This window comes from Terrabacter sp. 2YAF2, from assembly GCF_052114705.1.
GTDB lineage: Bacteria > Actinomycetota > Actinomycetes > Actinomycetales > Dermatophilaceae > Terrabacter.
The window spans coordinates 56,218-71,316 of record NZ_JBFRFG010000010.1 but is presented as its reverse complement, the minus strand read 5'-3'; the positions used below and the strand labels follow the sequence as shown (position 1 = coordinate 71,316).

The following is a 15,099-nucleotide window of genomic DNA, read 5'->3' as shown; positions in this document are numbered from 1 at the left end:
TGGCACCTACCTGTGTCTCTCTGGCCGTCTCGACTCGGCTACGGGGGAAACGACAGGACTCAGGGGAAGTTACGGGTGAGTTCTGTGCCGTGGACTCGTGGCGCTCGGCGCCACGAATCACCGACGCCGGCGGCGTGACGACGTCAGCCGTGGGTGCCGGTGACCTCGTGGCCGACCCCGCCGTCGTCGACGCGCAGCGTGACTGACGCGATGCGCTCGCCGCCGTCGAGCTCGGCGAGGCGCCCGAGCACCTCGGCCATGCGGCCGAACGTGTCCGGGGTGGGCACGGGGGCCTGCCCGTCGGCATTGCCCGACAGCCCGGTCAGGCGGTGGTCACCATCGACGGTGATGGCCGCGGTCATCCGGTGGAGGGGCGCACCGCGCAGCTCCTCGATCCCGTGCCGCAGCGTCCAGGCCAGCTCGTCGAGAACGTCCGAGGTCGTATGCCGCGTGGTGGCCGCGGTCTCCGTGTCGTGACCGGGTGCGTGCCCTTCGCTGAGGAAGCCGGTCCCGGCGAACTCGATCTTGGCGAAGTCGACCTCGGCGTCGCGGGCCAGGGAGTTGTCGATGACGTAGGCGAGGTTGACGGCGAGGTCGGTCATGCCCGGGTGCAGCTGCTGGCCGACGAAGCGTGCGCACAGCAGCAGCGCGTGCACCCGGACCATGGTGCGGCCCTTGCGGTCCTGCACCTGCTGCTCCGGCTCGACCCGGTCCAGGTCGAAGCCGTCGCGGGGGTAGAAGTGGACGGGCCGCTCGAGGACGAAGAGTGAGTAGTCCGGACGGTCGGAGCCCGGCACGACCCGGTAGAGCTCACCGTTGAGGGGCAGCTGCCACTCGAGCTCCGGGGGCGCGGTGTCGAAACGGGTCACCGAGACGAGGGGCCCGTAGCGGCCCTGGGGGCTCGACGCTCCTGTCGTCCGTCCGGCTGCAGCAGGCACCGGGACGGACGGCGCCGGCGGTGCGCCGCCGGCGGCGGGCGCCGTTGCCTCGGCAACGTCGCCGGCATCGGGCCTGAAGGTGCGCGACAGCCATCCCATGCGGAAAACCTACCGGGCGGGGTCGACGGATCGACGTGGCGTGCCGGGGTGTCCGCTGGAGCGGGTCGGCCGGTCCCGACCGGGCGGAACGGCATACGCCATCGCGTCGCCGAGCGCACGACCCGACGGTCGTGGTTACGGTGGTCCGGTGACGACAGTGAGCAAGGACGCTCCCGACCTGAGGGCCCTCGAGGGGCTTGCCGAGTCCCTGACGCCGGGCGCCCTGGTGACCGAGCCCGACAGCGTGGCGGCCTACCGCTTCGACTACACCGCTGACGCCGGCGCCGGTGTGCCGCTCGCCGTGGTCCGCGCGTCGAGCGCGGCCGACGTGCAGGCCACCGTGCGCTGGGCCGGCGAGCACGGCATACCCGTCGTGCCTCGAGGAGCGGGCAGCGGGTTGTCGGGCGGCGCGAACGCCATCGACGGCTGCCTCGTGCTGAGTCTCGAGCGGATGCGGGCCGTGGGGATCGACCCGGCGACGCGCACCGCCGTCGTCGAGGCCGGCGCCCTCAACGTCGAGGTCAAGCAGGCCGCGGCCGAGCACGGGCTCTGGTACCCGCCCGACCCGTCGTCGTTCGAGATCTGCTCCATCGGCGGCAACGTCGCGACCAACGCCGGCGGGCTGTGCTGCGTCAAGTACGGCGTGACGACCGACTACGTGCTGGGTCTCGACGTCGTCCTCGCCGACGGCACGCTGGTGCACCTCGGCGGACAGCGGGTCAAGGACACTGCGGGGCTCTCGCTCGTCAAGCTCTTCGTCGGCAGCGAGGGCACCCTCGGCATCGTGACGCGGGCGACCCTGCGGCTCGTTCCGGCCCAGGCGCCGCCTGCGACGCTCGTCGCCACCTTCGACACCGTCGAGGACGCGGCCCGAGTGGTCGTCGCGGTCGGCAACACCCTCCGCGCGTCGATGATGGAGCTGATGGACCAGACCTCCGTCAACGCCGTCGAGGACCACCGCAGCATGGGCCTCGACCGTGACGCCGGGGCGATGCTGCTCGCGCAGTCGGACGCGCCCGGCGCAGCTCGCGGCGAGGAGATCGCCGTCATGCAGCAGCTGTGCGAGGCCGGGGGCGCTCGCGAGTGCTTCACGACGACGGACGCGGTCGAGGGAGAGATGTTCGTGGCAGCTCGCCGCGCCGCCATCCTCGCCATCGAACGGCGTGGCGCGATCATGCTGGAGGACGTCGGGGTGCCGGTGCCGCGCCTGCCGGACCTCCTGGCCGGCATCGCCGAGATCTCTCGTCGCCACGAGGTGGAGATCCCGGTCGTCGCGCACGCCGGAGACGGCAACACCCACCCCGTCATCGTCTACCCCGCCGGTGACGCCGGCGCGAAGGAGCGCGCGACCCTGGCCTTCTCGGAGGTCATGAGCCTCGCGATCGGTCTCGGCGGCACCATCACGGGCGAGCACGGCATCGGCCGCCTCAAGCGCGACGCCCTCCCCGAACAGCTCGGGCCGGACGTCATGGCCCTCACCCATCGCATCAAGAACGCCCTCGACCCGCAGGGCATCCTCAACCCCGGAGCAGGATTCTGATGACCACTCCCCCCGCCACCACCCGCCGCCCGATCGCCGACCGGCACCTCTTCGGCCCTGGCCCGTGCAACCCCTACCCCGAGGCGACCCTCGCCCTGGCGGCGCCGCTGCTCGGCCACCTGGACCCCGACTTCCTGGCGATCATGGACGAGACGTGCGACCTGCTCCGCTACGTCTGGGGCACCGACAACCGCAGGACCCTGCCCCTGTCGGCCACCGGGTCGGCCGGGATGGAGGCGGCGTTCGTCAACACCGTCTCCCCCGGCGACGTCGTCGTCGTCGCGGTCAACGGCCTCTTCGGCGAGCGCATGGTCGACGTCGCGGGACGCCACGGTGCCGAGGTCGTCCGCGTCGAGCACGAGTGGGGCACCCCCGTCGACGCCGAGCGGGTCGCCGCTGCCCACCCGTCACCGAAGATCATCGCCGCCGTCCACGCCGAGACCTCCACGGGTGTCCGCTCCGACATCGCCGCCCTCGGCGCCGTCAAGGGCGACGCGCTGCTCCTCGTCGACGCCGTGACGAGCATCGGCGGCATCGAGCTGCGCGCCGACGACTGGGGCATCGACATCGGCTATGCCGGCACCCAGAAGTGCCTCGGCGTCGCCCCCGGACTCGCCCCCTTCACCATCAGTGACCGCGCCTTCGAGCGTCGCGTCCTCAAGCCCTCGTCGTGGTACCTCGACCTCGGCCTGCTCGGCGGCTACGTCGGCGAGGCCTCCGGGTCCGGCAAGCGCACCTACCACCACACCGCCCCGACGGCGATGGTCGTCAGCCTGCACGCCGGTCTGCAACGCATCGCCGACGAGGGCCTCGAGAAGGTCTGGGACCGCCACGCCGAGGCCGGACGCCTGCTCCAGGACGGTCTCGAGGAGATGGGCCTGACGCTCTTCGCGCAGGAAGGCGCGCGCCTCCCGGAGCTGACGACGGTCCGCGTCCCCGAGGGCGTCGACTCCGCCGCGGTCCGCGCCTACCTGCTCGAGCGGCACGACCTCGAGATCGGCGCCGGGGTGGGCGAGTTCGCCTCGACCGTGTGGCGCATCGGCCTGATGGGCCACAACGCCCGACCCGACCGTGTCGCCCTCGTCCTCGCCGCCCTCAAGGACGCCCTGGCCCACGCCGCCTGACCCCCGTCCCTGACCGGTCGAGGTATTGCGCGACCGTATGCCGTCGCGGATCACCTCGACCCACGCGGGGCGCGGCGGTGGGAGCGGCATCGGAGGCGGGCACGTGCGCTGGGACGGCCGCCGACGCTCCACGCCGCGAGCGCCGCTGCCCCCCGCGACCGGGGGCAGCAGAAGGCGGGTCCGACCAGTGGTCGGACCCGCCTTCGCGGTAGAGCAGTGATCCCGGCTCAGCCGGGTCAGATCACTTGAGCTCGACGGTGGCGCCGGCGCCCTCGAGCTGGTCCTTGGCCTTCTCGGCCGCAGCCTTGTCGACACCCTCGAGAACGGGCTTGGGAGCGCCGTCGACGAGGTCCTTGGCCTCCTTGAGGCCGAGGCTCGTGAGCGCGCGGACCTCCTTGATGACCTGGATCTTCTTCTCACCGGCGGCGACGAGAACGACGTCGAACGAGTCCTTCTCCTCCTCCTCGGCGGGGGCAGCGCCGCCAGCGCCGGCCGCGGGGGCGGCGGCGACGGGGGCAGCAGCGGTGACCTCGAAGGTCTCCTCGAACTGCTTCACGAACTCGGAGAGCTCGATGAGGGTCATTTCCTTGAAAGCGTCAAGGAGCTCGTCGGTGCTGAGCTTCGCCATGGTGGCTTCCTTCCTGTTACTTGCCGTGAGTGGCTGATTGATGAATCGAGCGGACGCCGGTGGGCGTCAGCTCTCGTCGCCACCCTCGGCGACGTCGGTGGTTGCCTCGGCGGCCGGAGCCTCCGTGGCGGTGCCCTCCTCCTCGCGCTTCTGACGCAGAGCCTCGACCACACGGGCCGTCTGCGACAGAGGAGCAACGAAGAGGTAGGCGGCCTTGGTGAGGGAGCCCTTCATGGCGCCCGCAAGCTTGGCCAGCAGAACCTCGCGGGACTCGAGGTCCGCGAGCTTCGTGATCTCCTCGGGGGACAAGGTCTTGCCGTCGAGGACGCCAGCCTTGATCACGAGGAGGGGGTGTGCCTTGGCGAAGTCACGCAGACCCTTGGCCGCCTCGACCGGGTCACCGGTGATGAAGGCGATGGCCGAGGGGCCCTGGAGGTGGCCGTCGAAGGCCGTGATACCGGCCTCCTTGGCGGCGCGCTCCGTGAGCGTGTTCTTGACCACGGCGTAGGTGGCGTGTTCCCGGATCGAGCTGCGCAGCTGCGAGAGCTGGGCCACGGTCAGACCGCGGTACTCGGTGAGAACGGCCGCACCGGACTCACGGAACTTGTCCGTGATCTCGGCAATGGCTGCGCTCTTCTCGGCGTTTGCCATCTGGGCCTCCTTCCCTTGCGTGGTGCCGCCCGTCGAAAGGGCCCGGAGGGCCTGCACGAAAAGAGCCCCGGCGCAGGGCGCTCGGGGCTCGCAGCGACATACACGAGGTATGCCGTGAGGCTGAGTGTCCTGCGCTGGCTGCCCGCATCGTGCGGGGCCTTCGGGAGATCGTGGTTGCCCACGCCCTCCAACCGGCGGTCATTGGTCGTGGACCAGAGTACGGGCTCGATCCGTCCCGACCAAATCGGGTTCGGCGCTCCCCGGCGGGTCCTGTGCCGGTCCCCCGGCCGCAGCGGGTAGGAATTTACCGTGACATCGATGGTGAGTGACAGTCCTGTGCGCCGGCCGACCCCCGCCGAGCGGCGGGCGGTCCGCCGCCGTCGATGGTTGGCGCTGCTGGCCGTCGTGCTCTGCCTCGCGGCCGACGTGTGGACCGTGTCCCGGGCCGGCGCCCGCGAACCGATGTCCGACCGTCCCACTCCGCAGACCTCACCCGCTCCCTCGGCGAGTGGGTCACCCCTTTCGCCGGCGGACCAGGCCGAGCAGGTTCCTGACGCGTCGACCGACTCGCAGGTCGGTGGCAGCTCGCCCACCCCCCGGAGCAGCGCGGCCGGGAAGGCCGCCGGCTCGACCGCCGGGGCCGTCATCGAGGCCGGGTCCGGCAGGTTCACGGTCGTGTCGATGCCGGCCGCGGCGCTTCGCCCGACGCCTGCGGGCGGACGCACGGTCCGCTACACCGTCGAGGTCGAGGACGGCACGGGCATCTCGGGCGTGGACTTCGCCACCACGGTCGGGACGGTCCTGACCGACCCCCGCGGCTGGCAGACCAAGGACGGCGTCCGGTTCGTCGACGTGCCGCCGGCAGAGGCGGCCAAGGGTGCGAAGGTCGACCTTCGCATCACCCTGGCCAGCCCCGACACGACCGACCGGCTGTGCGCGCCGCTGGAGACGCGCGGCCAGGTCAGCTGCCACAACTCCGGACGGGTCGTGCTCAATCTTCGTCGCTGGGTGCTCGGAGCCGCGGCGTACGGCAAGGACGTCGCCACGTACCGCGTCTACCTCGTCAACCACGAGGTCGGCCACGGGATCGGCCACCCGCACGAGTACTGCGGCGGCACGGGCCAGGTGGCTCCGGTGATGATGCAGCAGACGTACGGCCTGCAAGGATGCACCGCTTGGCCGTGGCCCACGCCCAAGCCTGCCTGACGTCGCGTCGCGACGGGCACGGCGCCCGCCCCCCGGGAACGCGTCAGGCCGACCCCGTGCGGGGCCGGCCTGACGCGTCACGTGGTGGGAGGGAGCGGTCAGCGGGGGTGGACCACCATTGCCGAGCCGCCGCCACGACGAGTCGGCTCTGCTGCCGCCTCGAAGATGCCCCGACCCAGGCTGCGGATCGCGGTCACCGCCCCGATCTCGTTGGGTGTGCCCGCGGAGGCGAGCGTGTGGCCCATGGCCGTGAGCGCAGCACCCGTCGGTCCGTCGAGGATGGCCGGCTCGGCCCCTTCGCTCGCTCCGTTGCGCGAGCTGAGGCGCGGAGCCGCGATCGCGTCGACGAGCGAGAGGTGTCGGTCGAGGTAGCCGAGGATCGTCTGGGACACCGACGTGATGATCGTGGCGCCGCCGGGCGACCCGACCGCGAGGAAGGGCTTGCCATCGTCGAGCAGGATGGTCGGGCTCATCGAGGACCGCGGGCGCTTGCCCGAACCAGGCAGGTTCGGGTCCGGGACACCGGGCGTCAGCGGAGTGAAGTTGAAGTCGGTGAGCTCGTTGTTGAGCAGGAAGCCGTAGCCGGGCACCGTGATGCCCGAGCCGCCGGTCTGCTCGATGGTCAGGGTGTAGGAGGCGACGTTGCCCCAGCGGTCGGTCGCCGTCAGGTGTGACGTCGACTGGCCCTCGTACGGCTGGCCCTGTGCGACCGCGCCGGGGGCGCAGGAGGTGTACGAGCCGTCCGGCGAGCCGAACGGGATCGGACGCGGGTGGGCCTTCATGGGGTCGAAGAGGCACGCCCGCTCGGCCGCGAAGGCCGGATCGGTCAGCTCCTTGACCGGAACGCCCCGGACGTCACCGACCCAGCGGTTGCGGTCGGCGAAGGCCGTGGCGGACGCCTCGGAGAACCGGTGCAGGTACTGCACGTCGGAGACCTGCGACGTCGGCGTGCCGGTGCGCCGCTCGTAGGCCTTCATCAGGTTGAGGATCTCGGCGACGGCGATGCCACCGGAGCTCGGCACCGGCATGCCGAACACGTCGAGCCCCTTGTACTGCGAGTGGATCGGCGCCTTGGTCAGCGCCCGGTAGGCGGCGAGGTCGCGCAGGGTCATCTGGCCGCCCATGACGCTGACGCCGGGGGCGGTGTGCGGGGCGTTGGACTCGCGCACGATGGCCTCACCGAGGCGTCCGCGGTAGAGGACGTCGACGCCCTGGGTGCGCAGGGTGCGGTAGGCCTTGGCCATGTCGGGGTTGGTGAAGACCGAGCCCACCGCCGGCGCCTTGCCGTCGCGCAGGAAGACCTTGGCCGTGGCGGGGAAGGCCGAGAACCGCGCGGCATTGGCCACCGTCTGGTCGTGGAAGGTCTGGTCGACGACGAACCCCTGGTCGGCGAGGCGTTCGGCGGGCTTCAGGGCCTCGCCCCACGAGAGCGTGCCGTAGTCGCGCAGGGCCTTGGCCCAGAGCGCCGGGGTGCCCGGGATGCCCACCGACAGACCCGAGTTCACGACGGTGTTGAAGTCCATCGCCTTGCCCGTGGCCGGGTCGGTGAAGGTCTTGTCCGTGAACGACGCCGGCGCCGTCTCGCGGCCGTCGATGGTCGTGACCTTCTTGCTCTTTGCGTCGTAGTAGACGAGGAACCCGCCACCGCCGATGCCGGCGCTGTAGGGCTCGGTGACCCCGAGCGCCGCCGCCGTCGCGACCGCGGCGTCCGCCGCGTTGCCGCCGCGGGCCAGCACGTCGATGCCGACCTGCGAGGCGTCGCGGTCGACGGAGCTGACGGCGCCGCCCGACCCGGTCATCACCGGGACCTTCGGCAACGGCGTCGGACGGCCGTGCCAGCCTCGATCGGTCTGGGGTGCGGGTGCCGTGGTGGGCTGCGCGCCCGCCGTGGCCGGGAGGAGGGAGAGTGGGAGTCCGACGACGAGGGCGCCGAGGACCCATCTGGACCGTGTCGTGGTGCGTGCACTGTGACGAGTCATCCATCGACCGTACTCGCGCACTCCCCCGCGGTCGCGCCGGAGCATCCCGCGGATCCGGGGAGCGAGACACGTGTGACGACGAGAGCCCGCCACCCCAGTGGGGTGACGGGCTCTCGGACTGCTGGGTCAGGCGGTCAGGCCTGGTCGTCCTCGGCGAGGAGGTTGCGCGTCTTGGAGAAGTCGAGCGGGATGCCCGGGCCCATCGTCGTGGAGACGGTGGCCTTCTCGATGTAGCGGCCCTTGGAGCTGGCCGGCTTCAGACGCAGGATCTCCTCGAGCGCCGCGGCGTAGTTCTCGACGAGCTTGGCCTCGTCGAAGGAGACCTTGCCGATGATGAAGTGGAGGTTCGCGTGCTTGTCGACGCGGAACTCGATCTTGCCGCCCTTGATGTCGGCGACGGCCTTGGCGACGTCCATCGTCACGGTGCCGGTCTTCGGGTTGGGCATGAGGCCACGCGGGCCGAGCACCTTGCCGAGACGACCGACCTTGCCCATGAGGTCAGGGGTCGCGACGACGGCGTCGAAGTCGAGCCAGCCACCCTGGACCTTCTCGAGCAGGTCGTCGGAGCCGACGTGGTCGGCGCCGGCCTCGCGCGCGGCCTCGGCCTTGTCGCCGTTGGCGAAGACGAGGACGCGGGCGGTCTTGCCCGTGCCGTGCGGCAGGTTGACCGTGCCGCGGACGGCCTGGTCGGCCTTGCGGGGGTCGACGCCGAGGCGCATGGCGACCTCGACGGTCTCGTCGTACTTGGCCTTGGCGGTCTGCTTGGCAACGCGGACGGCCTCGAGCGGGGCGTAGACCTTGCCGGGCGTGACGAGCTCGGCGGCTGCGCGGTAGTTCTTGCTGCGCTTCATGGAACTGCTCCTTGCGTGGTGGTGGAGTCGTGGTGCGGACCAGCGCTGGTCCTCCCACGTGGCCGACGGCATACGGTCCGTATGCCGTGCGGCCGGGGTGACGCCCGAGTCGTGAGCTGGGCTCAGAGCTCGGTGTCGATGCCCATCGAGCGAGCGGTGCCGGCGATGATGCGTGCCGCCATCTCCTCGTCGTTGGCGTTGAGGTCTTCCATCTTCTGACGGGCGATCTCGAGGACCTGGTCGCGCGAGAGCTTGGCGACCTTGGTCTTGTGCGGCTCGCCGGAACCCTTGGCGACGCCAGCGGCCTTCTTGATGAGCTCGGCGGCCGGCGGGGTCTTCGTCACGAAGGTGAACGAGCGGTCCTCGTAGACCGTGATCTCGACCGGGATGACGTTGCCGCGCTGGGCCTCCGTCGCGGCGTTGTACGCCTTGACGAACTCCATGATGTTGACGCCGTGCTGACCGAGGGCCGGGCCGACGGGCGGGGCGGGGGTGGCCTGACCGGCCTGGATCTGCAGCTTGATGAAGCCGGAGACCTTCTTCTTGGGGGGCATGAGTGCCTACCTTCTTCGTTGTGGACCGACGCCATGGGCGATGACCCGGTTGCATGCCGGTGCGGGATGCCGCACCGAACGTGGTGGGACCTTGCTCAGATCTTGGCGACCTGGGCGAAGGACAGCTCGACCGGGGTCTCCCGGCCGAAGATCGAGACGAGCACCTTGAGCTTCTGGGTGTCGGGGTTGATCTCGGAGATCGTCGCGGGGAGGGTCTCGAAGGGCCCTTCCATCACGGTGACGGACTCGCCGACCTCGAAGTCGACGACGCGGACGTCCTTGGGAGCGCCGGTGCCCGACGCGGCCGCACCCTCGGCGCCGGCAGCGGCCTCGAAGGTCGGCGCGAGCATCGTGAAGACCTCGTCGATCGACAGCGGCACGGGCTGGTGCGCGTTGCCGACGAACCCGGTGACGCCGGGCGTGTGGCGCACGGCGCCCCAGCTCTCGTCGGTGAGGTCCATGCGGACGAGGACGTATCCGGGCATCCGGACGCGGCGGACCTGCTTCTTCTGGCCGTTCTTGATCTCGGTGACCTCCTCCATGGGGACCTCGATCTCGAAGATGAAGTCCTCCATGTTGAGGGTCTGGATGCGGGTCTCGAGGTTCGCCTTCACGCGGTTCTCGTAACCGGCGTAGGAGTGGATGACGAACCAGTCGCCGAAGCGGCTGCGCAGGTCGGCCTTGAAGTCCGCGACCGGGTCACCGCTGCCCTGGGCAACCGGCTCCGCGTCGTCTGACGGCTCGGACTCGTCGGACTGCTCGGACTCGTCGGACTCGGCGCTGACCGCGCCGGCCTCGAGGTCGTCGCTCACGTCGGAGTCGGTGTCCCCAGCACCCGACTCGACGTCGGACGCCGAGAGGTCGTCGGTCTCGACCGCGGGGTCGACGACGTCGCTCTCGGTGCTCTCGCCGTTCGGGGCGCCCTCGTGGGCGAACTGCTCGGACACGCTCTGACCTACTTCCATGTTCGTGGACCAACCGGTGCGGGCTGGCGGTGACATCCGTGACGCGGGCCGCAGGGCTGGTGCGTCAGGTCGGCGAACCCGTGAAGGCCCAGGAGATCAGCCGGCTCAGCACGAAGTCGAGCCCTGAGACGAGCGCCATCATGATCACGACGAACACGACCACGACGGTCGTGTAGCGCACGAGCTCAGGTCCCGTGGGACGCACGACCTTGCGCAGCTCGTCGAGGATCTGGCGCACGAAGAGGCTGATCGCGCCGAAGAGACGCGACACCGGGTTGCCGCCGCGAGCCTTGTCGGCACGGCCGGACCCGCGCTTGGCGCTCGTCTCCGTCACGATTCCTTCTTTCTGCCTGGGTGTCGACCCGCGACAGGAGCCCGGACGCGTGGTGTCCCGCGTCGGGCAGAAGCCGCGTGCCGCCTTGCACGACGACCACATCACTGGGATGCGCAGGGCAAGAGGGACTCGAACCCCCAACCGCTGGTTTTGGAGACCAGTGCTCTACCAATTGAGCTATTGCCCTTCACCGTGGACGTTGGGTGTCCTCGGTGGGACGGCATGCGTCAGCATGGCCAGCGAAGCCGTCCGAGGGACGATCATACGGGACGGACACGTCCCAGCGCGAACCGGCCCGGAACACCCCCGCGACGCCCTGGGCGGACCCTGTCGAGACGGGCCACCCGGCATACGGACTCGGCCGCCCGAGGCGCCTGAGGCAGTGGCAGGATCGAGACGTGACGAACCCGCGCACCCCCCTTGCGTCCCTGTCCGACGACGACCTGGCCGGCTTCCTCGCCGAGCAGAGGTCAGAGTACGCGTCGCTGAAGTCGCGCGGCCTCAAGCTCGACCTGACGCGGGGCAAACCGTCGGCAGCGCAGCTGGACCTCGCCAACGACCTGCTCCACCTGCCGACGTCGACCAAGGACCGCAACGGCGTCGACGTGCGCAACTACGGCGGCCTCGAAGGGCTGGCGGAGCTGCGCGAGATCTTCGCCGAGCTGCTCTGGGTCGAGCCGGCCCAGGTGGTCGCCGGCGGCAACTCGAGCCTGACGATGATGTACAGCACCATCGTCGACTTCCTCCTCTTCGGCGGGGTCGACTCCCCGCGCCCCTGGAGCCAGGAGGAGAAGGTCCGTTTCATCTGCCCGGTCCCCGGCTACGACCGCCACTTCTCGATGCTGGCGTCGTTCGGGATCGAGATGGTCACCGTCGACATGCACCAGGACGGACCGGACATGGCGGCCGTCGAGTCGCTCGTCAGGGACGACCCGAGCATCAAGGGCATCTGGATCGTCCCCACCTATGCCAACCCCTCGGGCGCCGTGGTGTCGCACGAGGTCGCCGCGCGCCTGGCCGCCATGCCGGCCGCGGCCCCCGACTTCACGATCTTCTGGGACAACGCCTACGCCTTCCACCACCTCACCGAGGACGAGGCGAAGAGCGCCGACATCCTCAGCCTCTGCGCCGCCTCGGGACACCCCAACCGACCGATCATGTATGCGTCGACCTCCAAGATCACCTTCGCCGGCGCCGGCGTGGCCGTCCTCGCCGCCAGCGAGGCCAACGTGAAGTGGTACCTCGGGCACCTCGCGATGGGCTCGATCGGACCGGACAAGGTCAACCACCTGCGTCACGTCGAGTTCTTCCGCGACGCCGACGGAGTCCGGGCGCACATGCGGCGGCACCGGGAGATCATCGCGCCGAAGTTCGCTGCCGTCGACGAGGCGCTGACCACCGGCCTCGACGGTCTCGACGTCGCCGAGTGGAGCCACCCGACCGGCGGCTACTTCGTCAACCTCGACGTGCTGGACGGCACCGCCTCACGGGTCGTCGCCCTCGCCAAGGAGGCCGGCATCGCGCTCACGCCCGCCGGCGCCTCCTTCCCGCTGGGCAACGACCCGCGCGACCGCAACATCCGCCTCGCGCCGACCTTCCCGGTGCTCGACGAGGTGCGCACGGCCATGGCCGGTGTGGCCACCTGCGTCGCCCTCGCCGCCGCCGAGAAGCTGACGCACGAGCGCGCTACGCGGGTAGGGGCAGGAGGCGACGGCGCGACAGCGTCGGACCCCGACGCCACGAACCCTGCCACCGAAGGAGTCTCGCGATGAGCGACACCGGTCCCAACGAGAACATCTCCGACGACCTGACGACCTACAGCGTCGACGACGAGGACCAGCTCCAGCCCGAGGACACCCTCGAGGACGGCGACCTCGACGACGTGCTCGACCGTGGATACTCCCCCAACGATCGCCCGCAGGGGGTCAACGCCCACGGCACGACCGCCTACGAGGAGTCCGTCGACGAGACGATCGACGAGCGCATCCGCCAGGAGGTGCCCGACCCCAACTCGGCCTACGGCGCTCCCGACAACGAGAGCGGCCTCGACGACGACCGCGTCGGCGGCGACGACCCCGACTCGATCGACGCCGAGGACGACTGGCTCGGTGACAACGAGGTGGGCGACGCCCGCGCCGGCCGCCTCGTCGCGGACGACGAGGGTGCCCACGAGGACGACGAGAAGCAGGTGTGGGCCAGCGACGTGGGTGTCGACGGTGCCGGGGCGTCGGCCGAGGAGGCCGCGATGCACGTCGTCGACGAGATCGCCTCAGAGCCCGACGACGCCTGACAGAGCCTGAGGACGACTCCGTTGGGCGGGTGACACACTGACGCGCATGACACGCTCGGTGCGGGATCTCCCCAAGGCCCACCTGCACCTGCACTTCACGGGGTCGATGCGGGTCGACACGGTGCGTGACCTCGCGGCGACGCATGGCATCCGGCTGCCCGACGCCCTCGTCAAGGACTGGCCGCCGCGTCTGGCCAAGGCCACCGACGAGCGCGGCTGGTTCCGCTTCCAACGGCTCTACGACGCCGCCCGGGCATGTGTGCGCAGCGAGGCCGACATGCGCCGCATCGTGCGTGAGGCCGCCGCGGACGACGTGGCCGAGGGGTCTCGCTGGCTCGAGCTCCAGGTCGACCCCACGTCGTACGCCCCGTTCGTCGGGGGCATCACGCCAGCCCTCGAGATCGTGCTCGACGAGGCCCGGAAGGTGACGGCGGAGGGTGAGATCGGCGTGGCCGTCGTCGTCGCGGCGAGTCGGATGCGCCACCCCCTCGAGGCCCGGACGCTCGCCCGGCTCGCTGCCCACCACGCTGGTGACGACGCAGGGTCCGTCGTCGGCTTCGGGCTGTCCAATGACGAACGGCGCGGGCTCGTCGCCGACTTCGCGCCGGCCTTCGCCATCGCCCGGCGCGCCGGGCTCGCGCTCGTGCCCCACGGCGGCGAGCTGCTCGGCGCGCAGTCGGTCATGGAGACGCTCGAGCACCTCGAGCCCGACCGGATCGGCCACGGCGTGCGCAGCGTCGAGGACCCCCAGGTGCTCGACGCCGTCGCCGAAGCCGGGGTGACCCTGGAGGTCTGTCCCGGCAGCAACGTCGCCCTCGGGGTCTATGCCGAGCCCGGCGACGTGCCGCTGCGTCGCATCGTCGACGCGGGCATCCACGTGGCACTCGGTGCGGACGATCCGCTGCTCTTCGGCTCGCGCCTCGTCGCGCAGTACTCCGCGGCCCGCGACCTGGGTCTCGACGACGCGGAGCTCGCGCGGCTCGCTCGCGGCTCGCTCGAGGGGAGCCGGATGCCGCCCTCCCGGCGACAGGCCGCGCTCGCCGACGTGGACGCGTGGCTCGCCGCTCCGGCGTGACGGCGAGCCCCTCCACGATCGCGTCGTATCCGGACGGGACGGGCGGTGGCCGAGGGGTCAGTGCGGTCGCCGCGGTCCATCGAGTTTGCTCAGGATCGGTGCGCCCGGTCATGCTGGAGGGAAGATGAAGACTTCTCCCCCTGCCCCCGCACGCCCATCGACCGCCTCCCGCGCCCAGCTGCGACGTCTCGCCGTCGTCGGTCTCGTCGCCCCTGTCGTCGCGCTCGCGGCGTGCAGCGGCGGGTCCGGCGCCACCGCGGACGCGACCGCGCAGGCCGCCACCACCCCCGCCTCGACGAGCACGTCGAGCACGACGGCGTCGCCCTCGACCGCCACGCCGAGCACGACGAGCACGACGAGCACGACCGCCACGGACGGCTCCATCGTCGACCGGCCGGTGCCCACGAAGATCGCGGCGTCCATCACGGACCCCGACCTCGGGCACACCATCAAGGCCGCCAGCGTGGTCCGGCACTTCCCGTGGCCGGCCGGACAGCCAGTCGGGGCGAAGCAGTTCGAGATCGTGGGCGTCTGGGTGTCGGTTGCCGCCGGTTCTCGCTACTCGGCCTCGGTCGAGYCGTCGATGCTCTCGCTCGTGGCAGCGAGCCCGGCCCAGACGGTCATGCCCACCGCCGAGTTCGCCAAGCAGTGGGGCGCCACGCCGCTGAAGGCTGCGACGCGCTCGCAGAAGACGGCCGGCTGGGTCTTCTTCAAGGTCAACCGGGGCACGACGAGCGCACTGAGCCTGGCCTTCAACCGCCCGCCCTACACCGTCAGCACGACTGGCAAGACGATCCCCCAGAAGACCTTTTCCGTCGTCCTGACGAAGTAGCCTTCACCGCTTTCGCCTGCCGCGAGCCCCAAC

At 70.9% G+C, this 15,099-nt stretch carries 15 protein-coding genes and 1 tRNA gene; 7 read left to right on the top strand and 9 right to left on the bottom strand.

The window, feature by feature from the left end; genetic code table 11:
* Window positions 1-143: 143 nt before the first annotated feature.
* Window positions 144-1,037 carry a hypothetical protein gene (locus AB4030_RS13080; RefSeq protein WP_442279656.1) on the bottom strand — a complete coding sequence of 298 codons (894 nt, stop codon included), beginning with the start codon at window positions 1,035-1,037 and terminating at the stop codon, window positions 144-146.
* A gap of 148 nt (window positions 1,038-1,185) precedes the next feature.
* On the opposite strand from AB4030_RS13080, the gene AB4030_RS13075 reads away from it, so the two are divergent.
* Both AB4030_RS13075 and AB4030_RS13070 read left to right on the top strand, forming a co-directional pair.
* Window positions 1,186-2,577 (top strand): FAD-binding oxidoreductase, encoded by a 1,392-nt coding sequence (locus AB4030_RS13075; protein WP_442279655.1) that lies wholly within the window; start codon window positions 1,186-1,188, stop codon window positions 2,575-2,577.
* Window positions 2,577-3,701 (top strand): pyridoxal-phosphate-dependent aminotransferase family protein, encoded by a 1,125-nt coding sequence (locus tag AB4030_RS13070; protein WP_442279654.1) that lies wholly within the window; start codon window positions 2,577-2,579, stop codon window positions 3,699-3,701. The genes AB4030_RS13075 and AB4030_RS13070 overlap by 1 nt, the downstream gene beginning before the upstream one ends.
* Before the next feature lie 241 nt (window positions 3,702-3,942).
* Here the strand turns inward: AB4030_RS13070 and rplL are convergent, their stop codons facing one another.
* Together rplL and rplJ are read right to left on the bottom strand one after the other, a co-directional pair.
* On the bottom strand, window positions 3,943-4,329 hold the full coding sequence (rplL, locus tag AB4030_RS13065; RefSeq protein WP_442279653.1) for a 50S ribosomal protein L7/L12: 387 nt from the start codon (window positions 4,327-4,329) through the stop codon (window positions 3,943-3,945).
* Window positions 4,330-4,395: 66 nt separating this feature from the next.
* Window positions 4,396-4,980: a 50S ribosomal protein L10 gene (gene rplJ / locus AB4030_RS13060; RefSeq protein WP_442279652.1), complete on the bottom strand. Its 585-nt coding sequence runs from the start codon at window positions 4,978-4,980 to the stop codon at window positions 4,396-4,398.
* A gap of 318 nt (window positions 4,981-5,298) precedes the next feature.
* Between rplJ and AB4030_RS13055 the strand changes: the two genes are divergently transcribed.
* Window positions 5,299-6,186, top strand: a complete 888-nt coding sequence (locus AB4030_RS13055; protein ID WP_442279651.1) for a DUF3152 domain-containing protein — start codon at window positions 5,299-5,301, stop codon at window positions 6,184-6,186.
* A 98-nt stretch (window positions 6,187-6,284) separates the two neighbouring features.
* On the opposite strand, the gene ggt is transcribed toward AB4030_RS13055, so the two are convergent.
* The 6 genes from ggt to AB4030_RS13025 all read right to left on the bottom strand — a co-directional run bounded on the left by ggt (window position 6,285) and on the right by AB4030_RS13025 (window position 11,056).
* On the bottom strand, window positions 6,285-8,165 hold the full coding sequence (ggt, locus tag AB4030_RS13050; protein ID WP_442279650.1) for a gamma-glutamyltransferase: 1,881 nt from the start codon (window positions 8,163-8,165) through the stop codon (window positions 6,285-6,287).
* Between the two features lie 134 nt (window positions 8,166-8,299).
* Window positions 8,300-9,016, bottom strand: coding sequence for a 50S ribosomal protein L1 (gene rplA, locus AB4030_RS13045; RefSeq protein ID WP_442279649.1), 717 nt, complete (start codon window positions 9,014-9,016; stop codon window positions 8,300-8,302).
* 122 nt (window positions 9,017-9,138) lie between these two features.
* On the bottom strand, window positions 9,139-9,570 hold the full coding sequence (rplK, locus tag AB4030_RS13040; RefSeq protein WP_188032349.1) for a 50S ribosomal protein L11: 432 nt from the start codon (window positions 9,568-9,570) through the stop codon (window positions 9,139-9,141).
* Window positions 9,571-9,665: 95 nt separating this feature from the next.
* Entirely contained in the window at window positions 9,666-10,517 is an 852-nt protein-coding gene (nusG, locus tag AB4030_RS13035; protein WP_442279648.1) for a transcription termination/antitermination protein NusG, read from the bottom strand.
* An 82-nt stretch (window positions 10,518-10,599) separates the two neighbouring features.
* On the bottom strand, window positions 10,600-10,869 hold the full coding sequence (secE, locus tag AB4030_RS13030) for a preprotein translocase subunit SecE (RefSeq protein ID WP_442279647.1): 270 nt from the start codon (window positions 10,867-10,869) through the stop codon (window positions 10,600-10,602).
* Window positions 10,870-10,983: 114 nt separating this feature from the next.
* Window positions 10,984-11,056 (bottom strand) — tRNA-Trp (locus tag AB4030_RS13025).
* 211 nt (window positions 11,057-11,267) lie between these two features.
* Here AB4030_RS13025 and AB4030_RS13020 point away from each other — a divergent pair.
* The 4 genes from AB4030_RS13020 to AB4030_RS13005 all read left to right on the top strand — a co-directional run bounded on the left by AB4030_RS13020 (window position 11,268) and on the right by AB4030_RS13005 (window position 15,066).
* A complete protein-coding gene (locus AB4030_RS13020; RefSeq protein WP_442279646.1) occupies window positions 11,268-12,641 on the top strand; it encodes an aminotransferase in 1,374 nt (457 codons plus the stop codon).
* Window positions 12,638-13,159, top strand: coding sequence for a DUF5709 domain-containing protein (locus AB4030_RS13015; RefSeq protein WP_442279645.1), 522 nt, complete (start codon window positions 12,638-12,640; stop codon window positions 13,157-13,159). Before AB4030_RS13020 ends, AB4030_RS13015 begins: the two co-directional genes overlap by 4 nt.
* 46 nt (window positions 13,160-13,205) lie before the next feature.
* Window positions 13,206-14,234 carry an adenosine deaminase gene (locus AB4030_RS13010; RefSeq protein WP_442279644.1) on the top strand — a complete coding sequence of 343 codons (1,029 nt, stop codon included), beginning with the start codon at window positions 13,206-13,208 and terminating at the stop codon, window positions 14,232-14,234.
* A gap of 124 nt (window positions 14,235-14,358) precedes the next feature.
* The gene (locus AB4030_RS13005) at window positions 14,359-15,066 is read left to right on the top strand and encodes a hypothetical protein (protein WP_442279643.1); all 708 of its coding nucleotides are present in this window, start codon (window positions 14,359-14,361) and stop codon (window positions 15,064-15,066) included.
* Window positions 15,067-15,099: the final 33 nt, after the last annotated feature.